General features: G+C 64.0%; 15 protein-coding genes, 1 tRNA gene and 1 pseudogene. 6 read left to right on the forward strand and 11 right to left on the reverse strand.

The features are described from left to right. Positions 1-41: 41 nt before the first annotated feature. The gene (locus ACOKS3_RS20030) at positions 42-1,289 is read left to right on the forward strand and encodes a glycosyltransferase family 4 protein (protein ID WP_422764140.1); all 1,248 of its coding nucleotides are present in this window, start codon (positions 42-44) and stop codon (positions 1,287-1,289) included. Here the strand turns inward: ACOKS3_RS20030 and ACOKS3_RS20035 are convergent. Next, positions 1,278-2,504, reverse strand: a complete 1,227-nt coding sequence (locus ACOKS3_RS20035) for a molybdopterin molybdotransferase MoeA (protein ID WP_103449803.1) — start codon at positions 2,502-2,504, stop codon at positions 1,278-1,280. The two genes, ACOKS3_RS20030 and ACOKS3_RS20035, sit on opposite strands and share 12 nt — an antisense overlap. Further along, positions 2,488-3,027 (reverse strand): molybdenum cofactor biosynthesis protein B, encoded by a 540-nt coding sequence (gene moaB / locus ACOKS3_RS20040; RefSeq protein WP_085674853.1) that lies wholly within the window; start codon positions 3,025-3,027, stop codon positions 2,488-2,490. Before moaB ends, ACOKS3_RS20035 begins: the two co-directional genes overlap by 17 nt. A gap of 168 nt (positions 3,028-3,195) precedes the next feature. On the opposite strand from moaB, the gene ACOKS3_RS20045 reads away from it, so the two are divergent. Then, positions 3,196-3,417, forward strand: coding sequence for a YgdI/YgdR family lipoprotein (locus tag ACOKS3_RS20045; RefSeq protein ID WP_027596642.1), 222 nt, complete (start codon positions 3,196-3,198; stop codon positions 3,415-3,417). 81 nt (positions 3,418-3,498) lie between these two features. Further along, positions 3,499-3,575: transfer RNA gene (locus ACOKS3_RS20050), tRNA-Pro, on the forward strand. Positions 3,576-3,628: 53 nt separating this feature from the next. Here the strand turns inward: ACOKS3_RS20050 and mqo are convergent. The 4 genes and pseudogenes from mqo to ACOKS3_RS20070 form a co-directional block, all read right to left on the reverse strand. Beyond that, a complete protein-coding gene (gene mqo / locus ACOKS3_RS20055; protein WP_422764139.1) occupies positions 3,629-5,212 on the reverse strand; it encodes a malate dehydrogenase (quinone) in 1,584 nt (527 codons plus the stop codon). 187 nt (positions 5,213-5,399) lie between these two features. Next, positions 5,400-6,167, reverse strand: a complete 768-nt coding sequence (locus ACOKS3_RS20060; protein WP_371922753.1) for a methyl-accepting chemotaxis protein — start codon at positions 6,165-6,167, stop codon at positions 5,400-5,402. 165 nt (positions 6,168-6,332) lie between these two features. After that, positions 6,333-7,016 (reverse strand): annotated as a pseudogene (locus ACOKS3_RS20065) (methyl-accepting chemotaxis protein); the annotation flags it as partial. A 187-nt stretch (positions 7,017-7,203) separates the two neighbouring features. After that, on the reverse strand, positions 7,204-8,967 hold the full coding sequence (locus tag ACOKS3_RS20070; RefSeq protein WP_422764138.1) for an ABC transporter transmembrane domain-containing protein: 1,764 nt from the start codon (positions 8,965-8,967) through the stop codon (positions 7,204-7,206). A 205-nt stretch (positions 8,968-9,172) separates the two neighbouring features. Between ACOKS3_RS20070 and ACOKS3_RS20075 the strand changes: the two genes are divergently transcribed. Continuing rightward, positions 9,173-9,346, forward strand: coding sequence for a PA1571 family protein (locus ACOKS3_RS20075; RefSeq protein WP_422764137.1), 174 nt, complete (start codon positions 9,173-9,175; stop codon positions 9,344-9,346). Between the two features lie 70 nt (positions 9,347-9,416). Here the strand turns inward: ACOKS3_RS20075 and pdxB are convergent, their stop codons facing one another. The 3 genes from pdxB to rlmM all read right to left on the reverse strand — a co-directional run bounded on the left by pdxB (position 9,417) and on the right by rlmM (position 12,054). Next, on the reverse strand, positions 9,417-10,559 hold the full coding sequence (pdxB, locus tag ACOKS3_RS20080; RefSeq protein ID WP_422764136.1) for a 4-phosphoerythronate dehydrogenase PdxB: 1,143 nt from the start codon (positions 10,557-10,559) through the stop codon (positions 9,417-9,419). A 60-nt stretch (positions 10,560-10,619) separates the two neighbouring features. Beyond that, entirely contained in the window at positions 10,620-10,862 is a 243-nt protein-coding gene (gene tusA / locus ACOKS3_RS20085; protein WP_103449798.1) for a sulfurtransferase TusA, read from the reverse strand. A 127-nt stretch (positions 10,863-10,989) separates the two neighbouring features. Next, entirely contained in the window at positions 10,990-12,054 is a 1,065-nt protein-coding gene (rlmM, locus tag ACOKS3_RS20090) for a 23S rRNA (cytidine(2498)-2'-O)-methyltransferase RlmM (RefSeq protein ID WP_422764135.1), read from the reverse strand. 222 nt (positions 12,055-12,276) lie between these two features. Between rlmM and acnA the strand changes: the two genes are divergently transcribed. Both acnA and ACOKS3_RS20100 read left to right on the forward strand, forming a co-directional pair. Beyond that, positions 12,277-15,018 (forward strand): aconitate hydratase AcnA, encoded by a 2,742-nt coding sequence (gene acnA, locus ACOKS3_RS20095; RefSeq protein ID WP_422764134.1) that lies wholly within the window; start codon positions 12,277-12,279, stop codon positions 15,016-15,018. A 306-nt stretch (positions 15,019-15,324) separates the two neighbouring features. Further along, on the forward strand, positions 15,325-16,890 hold the full coding sequence (locus ACOKS3_RS20100; RefSeq protein WP_422764133.1) for a methyl-accepting chemotaxis protein: 1,566 nt from the start codon (positions 15,325-15,327) through the stop codon (positions 16,888-16,890). Positions 16,891-16,959: 69 nt separating this feature from the next. On the opposite strand, the gene ACOKS3_RS20105 is transcribed toward ACOKS3_RS20100, so the two are convergent. Continuing rightward, positions 16,960-17,844, reverse strand: a complete 885-nt coding sequence (locus tag ACOKS3_RS20105) for a pseudouridine synthase (RefSeq protein ID WP_103449794.1) — start codon at positions 17,842-17,844, stop codon at positions 16,960-16,962. A gap of 50 nt (positions 17,845-17,894) precedes the next feature. Beyond that, positions 17,895-18,203 carry a transcriptional regulator gene (locus tag ACOKS3_RS20110; protein WP_422764132.1) on the reverse strand — a complete coding sequence of 103 codons (309 nt, stop codon included), beginning with the start codon at positions 18,201-18,203 and terminating at the stop codon, positions 17,895-17,897. Positions 18,204-18,207: the final 4 nt, after the last annotated feature.

Genomic DNA, 18,207 nt, shown 5'->3' on the forward strand with positions numbered 1-18,207 from the left:
ACGCGTTTTTTGTCCGCAGCCTTCAGCGAGGTTTCCGGTTCATGCGCATTCTCTGGACTCTGCCTTACCTGCCCTGGCCCACCACCAGTGGCAGCAAGACCCGGCAATACCACCTGCTGCGCGCCCTCGCGCAGCAGGGCCACCGGATCACCTTGCTGGTCCAGTCGAAAATCCCCTTGTGCGATGCCGCCCGCGAAGCCCTCGAACCCTTGCTCGATCGCTTGATCGTGCTGCCCCGACGCCCACTGCACAGCCCGCTCAACCTGCTCGCCTCGCCCATCATCGATTACCCGATGCGGGCCATCATCAACGGCCTGGCCCCTGGCTTGCGGCACCAGTTCGAGCAACTGTTGGACGAGCCCTGGGACGTCATCCAGATCGAACACAGCTACAGCTTCCAGCCGTTCGAAAAAGCACTGCAGGCACGCGAACTGCCCTACCTGCTCAGCGAACACAACCTTGAGTCAGTGAGCGGCGCCGCCTGCCATGACCGCTTGCCGCTGTGGCTGCGCCCGCTCAATGCCTTCGACCGTTGGCGCTATCGGCGCTGGGAGCAACGCGTGCTGCGCCAGCCCACCGAAGTGGTGGCGGTTAGCCCGCATGATGCCGAACTGATCAGCCAGGTCAGCGGTCGCCCGGTCAATGTGGTGGTCAATGGCGTCGATTGCGATTACTACCAGAACGTCCTCCCGGCCCTGCACAGCCAGCGCCTGCTGTTCGTGGGCAACTTCGAGTACGCCGCCAATGTCGAGGCCATTGAATGGGCCCTGGAAGAAATCCTGCCCCAGGTGTGGATGAGTAACCCGGCGGTACGCCTGGCCATCGCCGGGCATGCCCTGCCGATCAGCTGGAAACTGCGCTGGAACGATCCACGCATCGAGTGGGTCGGCTATCGCCCTGACCTGCGCGAGCTACAAAGCCGTTCCGCGCTGTTCTTTGCACCCTTGCGCTATGCCGGTGGCTCCAAGGTGAAGATCCTCGAAGCCATGGCAGCCGGGCTACCGGTGATCAGTACCGGCAAAGGCGTATCAGGCCTGGCCGCCAACAACGGCGAGCACTACCTGGGCAGTGACGACGGTGACCAGTTGGCGCTAATGGTCACGCAACTGCTCAACCAGCCGTGGCGCATGTGCCAATTGAGCGAGGCCGGCCGCCAGTTTGCCCGTAATCGCCACGACTGGAGCGTGGCCGCCCAGCAACTGGAAATGGTGCACATGCGCCTCACCCAGTCGGCACCGGCCGACGCCACCCAAGGCGGTGGCGCCTGGCTCGGTCGCTCAGCCGAGTAGTTCGCTCAGCGGTATGAACGGCACGCTGTCGCCCGGCTTCGGCGTGCTGCCCTCGCGCACCTCCACCAGCCCCTCGGCCCAGGCCGCGCTGCGCAGCACACCGGAGCTCTGGTTCTTGTAGATGCGCACCTGGCCATTGTCGATGCGCGCACGCAGGTACTCGCGACGGGTGCCAGCCTTGGTCCATTCGAAGCCGGCCGGAACATCGAAACGCAGCGGTGTGACATCGGCTACGCCCTGGCGGCGCAACAGGTAGGGCCTCGTCAACAGGCCGAACGTCACCAGGGTCGACGCCGGGTTGCCGGGCAGGCCGATCACCGGCACACCGCGGTAATGCCCGAAGGTCAGCGGCTTGCCAGGCTTGATCGCCAGCTTCCATAAGGCCAGTTCGCCAGCTTCGCGCAGTGCGGCGCCGAGGTAGTCGGCCTCGCCCACGGAAACGCCGCCAGTGGAGAGGATCAGGTCGACATCACCCAGCCCCCCCAGGCATTCGCGGGTACGTTCCAGGTCATCGGGAAGAATGCCCATGTCGCGCACTTCGCAGCCCAGCCGTTGCAGCCAGCTGACCAGCAAGCGTCGGTTGCTGTTGTAGATCTGCCCCGGGCCCAATGGCAGGCCAGGCTCAACCAGCTCATCGCCAGTGGACAGCACCGCCACCCTTACCCGCCGCACCACCTGCAACTGCGCGTGGCCAAGGGTTGCCGCCAGGCCCAGTTCGATAGGCCCGAGCCGCGTGCCAGCGACCATCACCTGCTCGCCTTTGCGAGTTTCCTGGCCCTGCGGGCGAACGTTCTGATCAAGCGTCAGTGCTTCGAGGAAGCGCACCCGGCCACCTTCCAGCACCTCGGTGTTTTCCTGCATTTCGACACAGTCGGCACCTGCCGGCATCGGCGCGCCGGTGAAAATCCGGGCGCAAGTGCCGGGCTGCAGAGGTTCGGGGGCGTGGCCGGCGAAGATCCGCTGGCTGACCGGCAAAGGCTCGCCCTGCAGGTCGGCCAGGCGCAAGGCATAACCGTCCATGGCACTGTTGGGCCACGGCGGCAGATCGAGCGTGGCCACCAGTTCGGTGGCCAGCACGCGGCCTTCGGCCTCGGCCAGCGAGACGTTTTCGGTTTCCCGGATTGGCGCGGCCTCGGCCAGCGCCAGCAGGCGCTCCAGGGCTTCTTCCACCGGCATCAGTGGCCGGGTAGCGGGTGCCTCAGCCACGGCTGTCACAGGCCGCTGCCTGTTTCAGGTGGGCGACGAAATTGCACGGCCGATGGCGGGCATCCAGCTGCTCGGCGAGGATGCCGTCCCAACCGGTGCGCACGGCATTGGTCGAGCCCGGCAGGCAGCACACCAGGGTGCCGTTGGCCAAGCCGGCAAGGGCGCGCGATTGCACGGTGGAGGTGCCGATATCGGCCACGGAAATCTGCCGGAACAGTTCGCCGAAGCCTTCAACCTGCTTGTCCAGCAGGCACGCTACGGCTTCTGGCGTGCTGTCACGGCCGGTAAAGCCGGTACCACCGGTGATCAGCACCACCTGCACGCTGTCGTCGGCAATCCATGTGGCGACCTGGGCACGGATCTTGTACAGGTCGTCCTTGAGCAGCACGCGGGCGGCCAGTGTGTGGCCAGCGGCGGTGAGGCGGTCGACAAAGGTTTGCCCGGAAGTATCGGTTTCAAACGTGCGGGTGTCGCTGACCGTGAGCACGGCAATGTTCAGCGCCACGAAGGGGGTATCTGCCTTGGCTTTCATGGGTGTCCGTCGCAGGAAAAGGGGATGGGCGCAGTTATATCACAGGCGGCCGTGCAGGCAGGCACAGGTCAATAACCCAGACTTGCCGCTATGCTGGAATGTAAAAGGAACTTGCGTGGACGCCCTGCGTCATAAAGTCATCTTGCACCATCGCACTGGAGAAACACGATGATTCAACGGACCCTTCCCGCCTTTCTGCTCGCCCTGGGCCTTGGCGCCCTCGCTGGCTGCGCATCGCCGACCGTGATCACCCTCAATGACGGCCGCGAAATCCAGGCAGTGGATACACCATCCTTTGACGAGGACTCCGGTTTCTACGAATTCGAGCAGCTCGACGGCAAACGCACGCGCCTGAACAAGGACCAGATCCGCACCGTCAAGGAGCTGTGATCCGCGTGCTGTTTTTGGCATAAGCCCTTTTAACTACAAGGGCTTGTGCCAGAAAATTCCATGCAGTAGGATTTTGCTTATCGGAGTGTAGCGCAGCCAGGTAGCGCGTCTCGTTCGGGACGAGAAGGCCGCAGGTTCGAATCCTGTCTCTCCGACCAAAACCTTCAGCAAAAAGCCCGCCTTGCGCGGGCTTTTTGTTGTGCCTCGGAAATTAGTTGACCGCTGTCACCTGCTCCGCCTGCACCGGCACATACAGCAACTGCAGACGCGAGCTGCTCCACTCACGGGTGCGGTTGGTCAGCTCGATGTCGTTATTCAGCTTCTGCCCATAGCTCGGCACGATATCCTTCAGGCGCGCCTGCCATTCCGGCGTCTTGATGCGGTCCTTGAAGGTTTTCTCCAGCACCGTCAGCATGATCGGCGCGGCCGTCGAGGCGCCCGGCGAAGCCCCCAGCAGCGCGGCGATGCTGCCATCCTGCGCGGCCACCACTTCGGTACCGAACTGCAGGATGCCACCGAGTACCGGGTCCTTCTTGATCACCTGCACGCGCTGGCCAGCCTGCAGCAGCTTCCAGTCCTCGTTCCTGGCATTGGGGAAGTACTCGCGCAGGGCCTGCATGCGGTCGTCGAAGCTGAGCATCAACTGGCCCATCAGGTAGGTGCTGAGGTCGAAGTTGTCGATCCCAGCGTTCACCATCGGCAGGATATTGTGGCTGGTCAGCGAGGCGAACATGTCCAGCAACGATCCGTGCTTGAGGTACTTGGTGGAGAAGGTCGCGAACGGGCCGAACAGCAACACTTCCTGGCCATCGATCACCCGCGTGTCCAGGTGGGGTACCGACATCGGTGGCGCCCCGACCGAAGCCTTGCCATACAGCTTGGCCTTGTGCCGAGCGACGATGTCCGGGTTGTCGGTCATCAGGAATTGGCCACCAACCGGGAAACCGGCATAACCGTCCGCCTCCGGGATGCCCGACTTCTGCAGTAGCTTCAGCGCGCCGCCACCGGCCCCGATGAACACGAAGCGGGCATTGACGCTGGCCTCCTTGCCGCCTTGGGCCAGGTCAGCCACCACCACTTTCCAGGTGCCATCGGCATTGCGCACGATATCGCGCACTTCGTGGCTCAGGTGCAGCTTGACGTTGGGGTTGCGGGTCATCGAGGCAAACAGCTGGCGGGTGATCTCGCCGAAGTTCACGTCGGTACCGATGGCCATGCGCGTGGCGGCCACTCGCTGTTGCGGGTCACGCCCCTCCATCACCAGCGGCACCCACTTGCGGATCTGCTCGTGGTCTTCGCTGATCTCCATGCCCCGGAACAGCGAGCTGTGCTGCAAGGCGGCAACGCGCTTGTGCAGGAAGGCGATGTTCTCGTCACCCCAGACGAAGCTCATGTGCGGCACATTGTTGATGAACGACTTCGGGTTGCTGAGCACACCCTGCTCGACCTGGTAGGCCCAGAACTGCTTGGAGATCTCGAACTGCTCGTTGACCCCGACAGCCTTGCTGATGTCGATGCTGCCGTCCTTGCCTTCGCTGGTGTAGTTCAGCTCGCAGAACGCGGAATGGCCAGTGCCGGCGTTGTTCCAGGCGTTAGAACTCTCTTCGGCGACCTGGTCCATGCGCTCGTAGACGCCGACTTTCCAGTTCGGTTCCAGCTCGGTGAGGTAGGTGCCCAGGCTTGCACTCATGATGCCGCCGCCAATCAGCAGCACATCGACGGTCTTCGCAGGCTCTTCGGGTTTGGAGCAGCCGATGACGCCCAGGCAGAGGAACGTCAGCAGGAATTTCTTCATTGATGTTGTCCAGTTGTTGTGTACACGCGCGGCGCATAGAGCAGGGAGCGTGCCAACTGGGTTTGGACCAATGAATACGGGTGTGACAGCGGGTCGCATGGCGACATTCCGCCACAGCGAGAACAGTTTTTCCTGCTCAATGGCGGGTTTCCCCCAAAGGGGGCCGCTGCGCGGCCCCGGCCATTGATCAGGCGGTCAGCCGCGAGGTGACCTCACCCAACTGCCCCGACAACCCATGCAGGCGCTGCCCCGCTTGCTCGGTATGCTGCACCGCCTCCTGGTTGGCGGTGGCAATCCGGGTGATTTCGATCAGGTTGCGCGAAATGTCTTCGGCCACGCTGGTCTGCTCTTCGGCCGCCGTGGCGATCTGCCGGTTCATATCGCGGATCGCCTCCACCGCCAAGGTGATGCGCTGCAGCATCTGCCCGGCTTGTTGCACCTGCTCGGCGCCCTCCTCGCTGCGCTGCTGGCCGCTCTCGATGGCCTTGACCGCCTCCACTGCGCCCGACTGCACGGCTTCGATGATCTGGTGAATCTCGGCAATCGATGCCGCCGTGCGTTGGGCCAGGCTGCGCACCTCATCGGCGACCACGGCAAAGCCACGCCCGGCCTCACCCGCACGGGCCGCTTCGATGGCGGCATTGAGCGCCAGCAGATTGGTCTGCTCGGCAATGCCACGGATCACTTCCAGCACCTTGCCGATGCGGGAGCTGTCATTTTCCAGGTCGCGGATCACCGCAGCAGTGCCGGCGATCTCGCGGTTGACCACGCCAATGATGTCAATGGTCTGCTGCATCACCTGTTCACCCGCCTGGGCGCTGTGGTCGGCATCATCGGCGGCACGTGCAGCCTCGGCGGCGTGGCGGGCCACTTCCTGGGCGGTGGCAGACATCTCGTGCATGGCCGTGGCCACCTGGTCGGTGCGCTGGAACTGGTCGTGAGTACCACGGGCCATGTCACCGGCGATATTGCGCAGCTGGCCGCTGGCGCCTTCCAGCTCCTGGGCGTTGTCCTTGAGGCGGCCAACGGTCTCGGCGAGGAAGTCGCGCAGGGTATTGGCAGCACGCGCCAGACGGCCCAGTTCGTCCTCGCGACGGCTGTCGACGCGGGCGGCAAAGTGGCCCTGGCTGAGTTGCGCCACGTATTCGATCAGTTGGCGGATCGGCTCGATCAGGCTGCGGTTGAGCAGCCACAGGCTGAGCAGGCCGACCAGCAATGCCGACCCCAGCATCACCAGCACGCCCAGCCACACGGTGCGTTCGGCACCGGCATTGATCTCGGCGGCACGGCCCCGGGCTTCGGCGCGCAGCTGCTCGACCAGCGCGCTCATCTGCTCGCTGGCCGCCCGGTCCACGCCCTTCACCGCCTGGTCACCGGCTACCGGGTCGCCACCAGCCCCCAGAAATGCCTGACGCCCTTGTGCGTATGCCTGGCCGAGCTGACGATGGCTGTCACGCAGTTGCTGCAGCGGTGCCTTGAGCTTGGCATCGCTGCTGTCGATCAATTCCCCAAGCAGTTGTTGAACCTGCTGCTCGCGGGCCTGGAACTGCTGCCAGTACTTGTCCAGCTCGGCCGGCTGGCGGCCACGCAGCAGCACATTCTTCCATTCCTGCACCTGGATCTTGAACTGCAGGTTGGCTTCATCGATCAATTGCGACGCCCGCAGCGGCCCGTCCACCAGTTCGCCATAGCCTCGCACGCTGGATGACAGGAACTGGAAACACACCAGGGCGATCAGCAGCATCGCCGCCAGGCTGCCGCCCAGCAGGGTGAGAATTTGCACTCGGAGTGATTTACGCAACATCGCGGATCTCGGGAACAAGGAATAAGGAAACGGCGCGCCGTAGCAGCGCCGCGACAGACATCCTTGTCCTCGTTCGCAGGCCAAAAAAAAGCTGCCATCGATCGATAGCAGCCAGGTCGAGCACTTACGCAACAGTTGAATTCATACTCTCAGGCAATTGCTACAGAAATGTTACAAGTGCACGAAGCTAGCCCGTGGTGAACTGAAGCTCGGCCAGGCGAGCGTACAACGGGCTTTCTTCGATCAGCTGCCGGTGCGTGCCGACCGCGACCACTCGCCCCTTGTCGATCACCGCGATGCGGTCGGCGTGCTGCACCGTGGCCAGGCGGTGCGCGATGACCAGCGTGGTACGCCCGGCCATCAGGCTCGGCAGGGCCTGCTGGATCAGGTGCTCGCTCTGCGCATCGAGGGCGCTGGTAGCTTCGTCGAGCAGCAGGATCGGCGCATCCACCAGCAGCGCCCGGGCGATTGCCAGGCGCTGCTTCTGGCCACCGGAAAGGCCAACGCCGCCCTCGCCCAGTGGCGTCTGGTAACCCTGTGGCAGTTGCCGGATGAATTCGTCGGCATGGGCGCCCTGCGCTGCCGCCTCGACGTCGGCCAGGGTCGCCTCGGGCCGACCGTAGCGGATGTTGGCCTCGACCGTGCCGCGGAACAGTGACGGGTTCTGCGCCACCAGGGCGAACTGGCGGCGCAAGTCGTCCGGAGCCAGCGCCGTGATCGGCTGGCCGTCGAGCAGGATGCGCCCCTGCTGCGGATCGTAGAAGCGCAGGAGCAAGTCGAACAAGGTCGACTTGCCCGCCCCCGACGGCCCCACCAAGGCCACGGTCTGGCCTGGTTCGATGGTCAGGCTGAGGTGGTCGATGGCCGCCACCGATGGCCGCGAGGGATAGGCGAAAGTCAGCTGCTGCAGTTCGATGCGCCCACTGGCACGCTGCTGCGCTAGCGTCACGGGGGCCGCTGGCGCCAGGATCATGCTGCGCGCGGCCAGCAGCTCGGCGATGCGCTCGGCGGCCCCGGCGGCGCGCTGCAACTCGCCGATCACTTCACTCAGGGTGCCGAAGGCACTGCCGACGATCAGGCTGTAGAACACGAATGCTGCCAGCTCCCCTGCGGAAATGCGCCCGGCAATCACATCCATGCCCCCCACCCACAGCATGACGCCAACCGCGCCCAGCACCAGCACGATCACCAGGGTGATCAGCCAGGCACGCTGGGCGATACGTTGCCGGGCCACGGTAAACGCAGCCTCCACCGTACCGGCGAACAGCTCGCGGTCACGTGCCTGGTGGTTGTAGGCCTGCACGGTCTTGATCTGCCCAAGGGTCTCGGCCACATAGCTGCCGACATCGGCCACCCGATCCTGGCTCTGCCGCGACAGGCTGCGCACCCGCCGGCCAAACAGCAGGATCGGCGCCAACACCAGCGGCAATGCCACCACCACGATGCTGGTGAGCTTGGGGTTGGTGATGAACAGCAGCACCACGCCACCGATCACCATCAATGCATTGCGCAGGAACATCGACAGCGACGAGCCGATCACCGATTGCAGCAAGGTCGTATCGGCGGTCAGCCGCGACTGGATCTCGGAACTGCGGTTATCCTCGAAAAAGCCTGGATGCAAGCCCACCAGGTGATCGAAGACCGCGCGGCGGATGTCGGCAACGCAGCGCTCGCCGATCCACGACACCAGGTAGAAGCGGCTGAACGTACCTGCCGCCAGAGCCAGCACCAACACCAGGAACAGACCGATGGTCTGGTTCAACTGGTGCGCTGAGCGGGTCATGAAACCCTGATCGACCAGCAGGCGGATACCCTGGCCCATGGACAGGGTGATGCCGGCGGTGACGACCAGCGCCAGCAAGGCCAGCAAGGCCTGGCGACGGTACGGACGCATGAACTGCCAGGCCAGGCGCAGGGCACGGCGTTGGCGAGAAGAAGCCGAATCGAGCATGAGGTGAACCGGGGAAAGCAGGAAGAATGAAGACTACCATTCATCCACGTTGCGCGTACCTATAACCCATCGATCTAACAGGCCTCTGGAGCTTTGCCGCGCTTTCTGCTGGACTGTGCAGGCCTTGGTGCACACGATAACTTTTGTAACAGGCCAGTCACGGCGCAGGTTTAACCTGAACCTGATCCTGATGAGGAGATATTCTATGAGCTTGCAACATGGCAGCGACACTGTGAAGCCGCAGAACAAACCACAACCCAAGGCCTGTGGTTCGATCATCGACGCCCAGGGCCGCGAGATCGAGATCACCGAGCAGATGATCCAGCAGGCCTGCAAGGACCTGGAAGACAGCCGCGTGAAGAAAGTACGCCACGGCTGAAGCAAGAATGCTTTGAAACCCGGCTATATGCCGGGTTTTTTGTTTTTACCCGTACTGGCTTATCGGGCAATCAGGCCAACACGCCGCCCAGGGCATTGACCATCTGCGCCAACTGCGGCGCCTCGCCCCTCACGCGCACCGCCAACCCTTCGATCTCCCGCCGTGGCGGATACTGCTTGCGCAACTGGTCGAACGCCGCCCGCTGCTCAGCCACATCGTCACTCAGGCTGCGACGGAAATCGGCATCATCCCGCCGTGGGTCATACACTGCCCGGCACAGAGCCGCCAGAGCCCAGGCAGGCTCCGCCGTGCCGTCCAGCTCGATTTGCGCCAACGGCGGCGGCGGCAGCAGATCGGCCAGCCGCACGCTTTCGGCTTCGCCCAGGTAGCGGCACAAGGCCTGATAGATCTGCGCCGTGCCACGCTGGCGGCCATCCAGGCTGTAGCCGGCAATGTGCGGCGTGGCCAGGGTGCACAGGTCTGCCAACTGCAGGTCGACCTGCGGCTCGCCTTCCCAGACATCGAGCACCGCGTGCACATCTTCACGATCCAGCAGCAGCTCACGTAGCGCTGCGTTGTCCACCACTGGCCCGCGGCTGGCGTTGATCAGCCAGGCACCGGGGCGCAGTTGCGCCAGCTGCGCTTCACCGAGCAGGTGCCAGGTCGGATGCTCACCGCCACGCTGCAGCGGGGTGTGCAGGCTGATCACGTCGCATTGTTCAAGGATCGTCGCCAGGCTGACGAAGTCGCCGCCCTCGGCGGCTTGGCGCAGCGGGTCGCAGACCAGCACCTTCCAGCCCAGGCCGTGCAGCACACGCACCAGACGGCCACCGACTTCGCCAGCGCCCACCACACCATAGGTGCGTTGTGGCAGTGCCACGCCGTCCAGGTCGGCCAGGGTCAGCAGGCTGCCCAGCACGTAATCGACCACGCCACGGGCATTGCAGCCCGGTGCGCTGCTCCAGTGGATGCGGGCTTCGGCGAAGTAGTCCAGGTCCAGGTGGTCGGTGCCGATGGTGCAGGTGCCGACGAAGCGCACCTTGCTGCCTTCGAGCAGTTGCCGGTCGACCTTGGTCACCGAGCGCACCAGCAGCACATCGGCGTCCTTGACGCTGGCGGCGTCGAGGCTGCGGCCGGGATAACGGCGGATCTCGCCGAAGCTTTCAAAGAAGGCATCGAGCAGCGGGATATTCTCGTCGGCAACTATCAGCATGGCGCTCTCCTGTCTGGGGAGCGCAGTGTAGGCGCTACGCGAGGTGTGTTCCAGCGCGGTTCAGTCGGTTTTCTTGCGGATCCAGTACAGGTAGGTACCGGCTTCTTCCTGCTGCTGCAGCAATTCGTGGCCGAGGAAGTTGCAGAACTTGGGGATGTCACGGCGGGTCGACGGGTCGGTGGCGATGACCTTGAGCAGGCCGCCAGCAGCCAGGTTGCGCACGTGCTGGTGCAGCATCATCACCGGTTCCGGGCAGTTGAGGCCGGTGGCGTCGAGGATGGCATCGGGGGTGAAATCAGTCATGGGGGGCTCCGCAAATGATCGCCTATTGTGGCGCATCCGGTCGTGTCGACCAAGAGGTAGGGCGCTGGTGCATGCCTTGAGTGGTGCGTGTGGCCCACGCAGCACTCAAGACTTGCGCCTGGCAACCTCAACGCGGTTTCAAATCGAGCCGACGCAAATGGCAAGTCACTTCCTCACGGTCGTGATACAGCTGCTTGCAGGCAATCGACACCTTGACCTTACGCGCCTTGAAAGTCGCCTCCATACGGTCCAGCAACCGGCGCACCTCGGCATAACGCTGCTTCATCGGCAACTTCAGGTTGACCACTGCCTCACGGCACAGCCCCTCCCCCAGCCACGTCTCGATCAGCGAGGTGGTCCGCGCCGGCTTCTCGACGATATCGCAGACCATCCAGTCCACCGGCTGCTTCGGCTGCCAGGTGAAACCGTCCGCCATCAGGTGCTCTACCAGCCCAGTCTCCATCAGGCTTTCGGCCATCGGCCCATTGTCGATGGCAGTGACCAGCATGCCACGGCGCACCAGCTGGTAAGTCCAGCCGCCTGGCGAAGCGCCCAGGTCGACACCCTTCATGTCGTCGCCAAGGCGCTGCTCCCACTGCTCACGCGGGATGAACTGGTGCCAGGCCTCTTCCAGCTTGAGCGTCGAACGGCTGGGCGCCTCACGCGGGAACTTCAGGCGCGGGATACCCATCGGCCAAAGCGCGCTGTTGTTCGCCTCGGCCACGCCAACGAATACCCGACGGCCGCTGATGAAAGTCAGCAGCAGGCGCGGCAGGCTGGCGTTGTCGACCAGGCGGCCGGCCTTTTCCAGGGCCTTGCGCAGCGGCACTTCGAACTTGCGGCAGAAAGTCGACAGCTCCTTACCCTCGTTGCTGTCCAGTACCTCCAGCCACAGGCTGCCGAACACCGGGTGCTCGGCCAGATGCGCCAGCAGCACGCTGATGCGGTCGGTTTCCGGCAGCTCGATGTACGTGCCCCGCGCCCACTGGCGAGGGAAGATCAGTTGCGCGAAGCGCAGCTGGGCCATCAGGCGCTCGGCACCTTCGGCCTCGGCACAGACGAACTCGGCACAAGCACTCTGCGGCTTGCCCTTGGCATAACCGGCCACACCCAACTGGGCGGCATGTTCGCTGATCTCGGCGCAGACCTCACCCTCGAAACCGGGCCGGCAATGCATGAACAGGGTATTCATCTCTCACTCCACTACGGCTGGCGCACCACGGGCGCCGGCAGGGCGGCGATGATAAAGGAAGATCGGAACCTGCGACATGCCCCGCCGGTCCAGAAAAGAGTCAGGGGCACCAAACGGAGCTAACCTGACCATTCAGCCAGGTCCGTGCCGTACGGGCCGAAACAGCGCGGTGGCACCGGCCACAAGCAGCCGTGCCGGGCCCCGCCGCACAAGGAGTTGGCAATGCCCTCGCTCGATAGCCTGAACACCCTCAAGACCCTCCAGGTGGCTGACCGCACCTATCACTATTACAGCCTCGTTGAAGCCGGCCGCAAGCTAGGCGATCTGCAGCACCTGCCCATGTCGCTCAAGGTACTGCTGGAAAACCTGCTGCGCTGGGAAGACGGCAAGACCGTCGGCACCGATGACCTGCGCGCCCTCGCCGACTGGCTGCATAAGCGCCGCTCCGACCGCGAAATCCAGTACCGCCCGGCGCGAGTGCTGATGCAGGACTTCACCGGCGTGCCGGCAGTGGTCGACCTGGCCGCCATGCGCGCCGCCATGGCCAAGGCCGGCGGCGACCCGCAGCGAATCAACCCGCTGTCGCCGGTGGACCTGGTGATCGACCACTCGGTGATGGTCGACCACTACGCCAAGCCGCAGGCCTTCTCCCAGAACGTCGACATCGAAATGCAGCGCAATGGCGAGCGCTATGCCTTCCTGCGCTGGGGCCAGAGCGCGTTTGACAACTTCCGCGTGGTACCGCCGGGCACCGGCATCTGCCACCAGGTCAACCTGGAATACCTCGGGCGCACGGTATGGACCCGCGACGCCGGTGACCGCACCTATGCCTTCCCCGACACCCTGGTCGGCACCGACTCGCACACCACCATGATCAACGGCCTCGGCGTGCTCGGCTGGGGCGTGGGCGGCATCGAGGCGGAGGCGGCCATGCTCGGCCAGCCGGTGTCGATGCTGATCCCCGAAGTGATTGGCTTCAAGCTCACCGGCAAGCTGCGCGAAGGCATCACGGCCACCGACCTGGTGCTGACCGTGACGCAAATGCTGCGCAAGAAAGGGGTCGTCGGCAAGTTCGTCGAATTCTACGGCGACGGCCTGGCCGACCTGCCGTTGGCCGACCGCGCGACCATCGCCAACATGGCACCCGAGTACGGCGCCACCTGCGGGTTCTTCCCGGTTGACGAGGTCACCCTCGACTACCTGCGCCTGTCCGGTCGCCCCAGCGAAACGGTGCAACTGGTCGAACAGTATTGCAAGGCCCAGGGCTTGTGGCGCCTGCCTGGTCAGGAGCCGATCTTCAGCGATACGCTGGCCCTGGACATGCAAGACGTCGAGGCCAGCCTGGCCGGGCCCAAGCGGCCACAGGACCGGGTCGCCCTGGGCCTGGTCCGCCAGGCCTTCGACCACTTCATCGAACTGCAGCCCAAGCCGCTGGCCAAGGAGGTCGGCCGCCTGGAGAGTGAAGGCGGTGGCGGCGTGGCGGTCGGCAACGCCGATCAGGCCGGCGAAATCGACTACAACCATGAAGGGCAGACCTACACCCTGCGCGACGGCGCCGTGGTGATCGCCGCAATTACCTCGTGCACCAACACCTCCAACCCCAGCGTGATGATGGCGGCCGGCCTGGTCGCGAAGAAGGCCCTGGAAAAAGGCCTGCAGCGCAAGCCCTGGGTCAAGAGTTCGCTGGCCCCCGGCTCGAAGGTGGTGACCGATTATTACGAGGCTGCAGGACTGACACCTTACCTCGACCAGCTTGGCTTCAACCTGGTCGGCTATGGCTGCACCACCTGCATCGGCAACTCCGGGCCACTGGACGATGCCATCGAAAAAGCCATCGGCAGTGCCGACCTCACGGTCGCCTCGGTCCTCTCTGGCAACCGCAATTTCGAAGGCCGCGTACACCCGCTGGTCAAGACCAACTGGCTGGCCTCACCACCGCTGGTGGTGGCCTACGCGCTGGCCGGCAGCGTGCGCATGGACCTGACCAAGGATGCACTGGGGACGGGCAAGGACGGCAAGCCCGTCTACCTGCGCGACATCTGGCCAAGCCAGCAGGAAATCGCCGACGCCGTGGCCAAGGTCGATACCAGGATGTTCCACAAGGAATACGCCGAAGTGTTCTCCGGCGATGCGCAATGGCAGGCCATCGAGGTGCCCCAGGCGGCGACTTATGTCTGGCAGGACAACTCCACCTACATCCAGCACCCACCGTTCTTCGATGATATCGGCGGGCCGCTGCCCGAAATCAAGGACATCCAGGGTGCGCGTATCCTCGCCCTGCTCGGTGACTCGGTCACCACCGACCACATCTCCCCGGCCGGCAACATCAAGGCCGACAGCCCGGCCGGGCGCTACTTGCGCAGCAAGGGCGTGGAGCCGCGAGACTTCAACTCCTACGGCTCACGGCGCGGTAACCACGAGGTGATGATGCGTGGCACCTTCGCCAATATCCGCATTCGCAACGAGATGCTGGCGGGCGAAGAAGGTGGCAATACGGTGCATGTGCCCAGCGGAGAAAAGCTGTCGATCTATGACGCCGCCATGCGCTACCAGGCCGAGGGCACACCGCTGGTGGTGATCGCCGGCAAGGAATACGGCACCGGCTCCAGCCGCGACTGGGCGGCCAAGGGCACCAACCTGCTGGGGGTCAAGGCCGTGCTGGCGGAGAGTTTCGAACGCATTCACCGCTCCAACCTGGTGGGCATGGGCGTGCTGCCACTGCAGTTCAAGGCAGGGCAGGACCGCAAGCAACTTGGGCTGACCGGCAAGGAGCAGATCGACCTGCTGGGCCTCAGTGGCGCGCAGATCAAACCCGGCATGAGCCTGCCGCTGCGGATCACCCGCGAGGATGGGCAACAGCAGCAGATCGAAGTGCTCTGCCGGATCGATACCCTCAACGAAGTGGAGTACTTCAAGTCAGGGGGGATTCTGCATTATGTGCTGCGGCAGATGATTCGCAAGTGACCTGCTGACCCCATCCACTGCCCTGTTGCCTTTAGCGCCGCGCCTGCGGCGCTGGAGGCGCATGCCCACAAGAAAAGTCTGCCATTGCCAGTAGCACTTTGATGGCCGGTCGGTCATCATTGGCTCTAACTGTCATCTAACGGTCATGAACGCAAGCAAACTGCCCCTTCCCAGCACTGGACGGCGGTCGCCCATACTGCAATCGCGCTGATGGCCAATTGCCCCAGATCAAGTAATTTAAATATCCATTCAATAAAACCAGTGGCTTGCCGATATCTGTCGAAAGCCTTACGGACTATTCAGCTCATGCGCAACAACCAGCCGATTACCCAAAGGGAACGGACTTTCCCTGCCCAACAACGGTTGATCTCCACCACCAATGCCAAGGGTGTGATCACCTACTGCAACGATGCGTTCGTCGAGATCAGCGGTTTCACCCGTGAAGAGCTGATTGGCGCCCCCCACAACCTGGTGCGCCACCCCGATGTGCCGACTGCGGTGTTTGCCCACATGTGGCAAACCCTCAAGCAAGGCTTGCCGTGGATGGGCATCGTCAAGAACCGTTGCAAATCCGGCGACCACTACTGGGTCAACGCCTACGTCACACCGATTTTCGAGAACAACCAGGTCGTCGGTTTCGAGTCGGTGCGCGTCAAACCGACCGCCGAGCAAATCCGCCGTGCCGAGGCCTTGTACCAGCGCATCAACGACGGCAAGACTGCCATCCCGCGCCGTGATCGCTGGCTGCCGGTACTCCAGGACTGGCTGCCGTTCATCCTGGTCAGCCAGGTCGGTTTCCTGATTGGCAACTGGCTCGGCCACTCCTGGGGCTTCGCGCTGGCCGCCGGCCTGTCGGTACCGCTCGGCCTGTTCGGCCTGAGCTGGCAGCAGCGCGGCCTCAAACGCCTGCTGCGCCTGGCCGAGCAGACCACCTCCGACCCGCTGATCGCGCAGATGTACACCGACAGCCGTGGCGTGCAGGCACGTCTGGAGATGGCCATGCTCAGCCAAGACGCGCGCATGAAGACCTGCCTGACCCGCCTGCAGGACAGCGCCGAGCACCTCAGCGACCAGGCCCGCCAGTCCGATGCCTTGGCGCACAAGAGCTCCTCGGGCCTGGAGCGCCAGCGCGTGGAGACCGAACAGGTCGCCGCCGCCGTCAACCAGATGGCCGCTACCACCCAGGAAGTGGCCAACCACGTGCAACGCACCGCTGACGCCACCCAGGAAGCCAACCGCCTGACCAGCCAGGGCCGTCAGATCGCCGGGGAAACCCGGGATGCCATCGAGCGCTTGTCCAGCGCCGTGGGCGAGACCGGGCAGACCGTGACCCAACTGGCCAAGGACAGTGACGAGATCGGTGGTGTGGTCGATGTGATCAAGGGTATCGCCGACCAGACCAACCTGCTGGCGCTCAACGCCGCCATCGAAGCGGCCCGTGCCGGCGAGATGGGCCGTGGTTTCGCCGTAGTCGCCGACGAAGTACGCCAGCTGGCCCAACGCACTGCCGAATCGACCGGGCAAATCCACGGCCTGATCGCCAAACTGCAACAGACGGCAAACAACGCCGTGCTGACCATGGAAACCGGCCACCGCCAGGCCCAGGAAGGCGTCGAGCGCGTCATGCAGGCCGACCAGGCACTGGTCGGCATCAGCGAAGCAGTGGCCAATATCACAGACATGGCGACCCAGATCGCCGCCGCCACCGAAGAGCAGACTGCAGTGGCCGACGAGATCAGCCGCAACATCAGCACCATCGCCCAACTGGCCGACCAGACAGCCGAGCAGGCGCAGCATTCGGCGCTTCTCAGCGAAGAGCTGACCAGCACTGCCGGCGGCCAGTATTCGCTGGTGGAGCGATTCAACCGCTAGGTCGGTTGCCGACCTGTACCGGGCTCATCCCCGCTTTGCTGGCGAAGAGCCCGGTACAGGCCGCAACACTCACCAGTCCAGTGTCAGCCTGCTCTCGAAGTAGCGCTCCTCGCCGGTCAACGGGTCGGCAAATCGCAAGCTCTGCGCCAGCAGCTTCAACGGCCGCTGATAGTCGTCTTGTTCCTTGAGCAACTCGGGATAGAACGGGTCATTGCAGATCCCCGCCCCCAACGCCGCCATGTGCACTCGCAACTGATGCGTCTTGCCCGTTACTGGCGACAGCCCGTAGCGCCACATCTCACCATGCCTCTCGAGCACTTCGGCAAAGGTCTCGCTGTTGGCCTCCCCTGCCACTTCGTGCATGCGGAAGAACGGCTCGCCATGCACCAGGCGACTCTTATGCACCAAGGGGAATGCATGCTGCGGCAAAGCGGCAGCGATGGCTTGATAGCGCTTGTCGATCCGCCGCTCAGGGAACAACCGTTGATACACGCTGCGCGTCTGCGGATTGGCGGAGAACAGCACCAGCCCGGCGGTGTGCCGGTCGATGCGATGCAACGGCACCAGGTGCGGGTTGCCCAGGCGTCGGATCAGGCGGCGCAACAGGGTGTGCTCGACGTATTCACCGGTTGGCGTCACCGGCAGGAAATGCGGCTTGTCGGCCACCACCAGGTGCTCATCCACATGCAGGATGGTTTCCTGCACCGGAATCGGCCGCTCGTTGGGCACCTCGCGAAAATAGTGAAGACGCATACCGCGCCGGTAGGGCAAGTCGGCAGCAATCGCCCTGCCCTCGGCATCGAGCACCCGGCCGCGCGCGAAGCGGTCAAGCCACTGCGCGCGCTCAATGGCCTTGAAATGGTCGCACAAGCAATCGAGTACCGTCTCCCAGTTGCCGGGCGGCAGGCAGACCGTGCTGGCTTGCTGGTGGGCGGGGTCGAAAGACGTGGTCATGGCAGGGCTCGAGCAATCAAAGCCGGGCATTATCCCCCAAGCCCGGCGCCTCAACCAGCCTCGATCACCCCCTCGCTATGCGTCTTCAACCAACGCAGTACCTGCACGGGTTCCCAGCGCCCAGGGTCATATAGCGCATAGACCAGGCCCTGGTAACCCACGACATCCAGCCCACGGTGGTAACCGGCACGCTGGAACAAGGCCTCGATCTCGGCAAAACACGTGTTGAAATGCACCTTGCCGAACGGCGTACGGTCGTCGGTGACCAGGCCTTCGAGGCGCAATTCCAGCACGGCGTCGCACACCCGCTCCACCGGCATACGGTTGACGCTGTACTTGAGTTGCTCGACGTTGAGCATGAGT

The organism is Pseudomonas sp. HS6-2, from assembly GCF_049325675.2.
Taxonomy (GTDB): domain Bacteria; phylum Pseudomonadota; class Gammaproteobacteria; order Pseudomonadales; family Pseudomonadaceae; genus Aquipseudomonas; species Aquipseudomonas putida_N.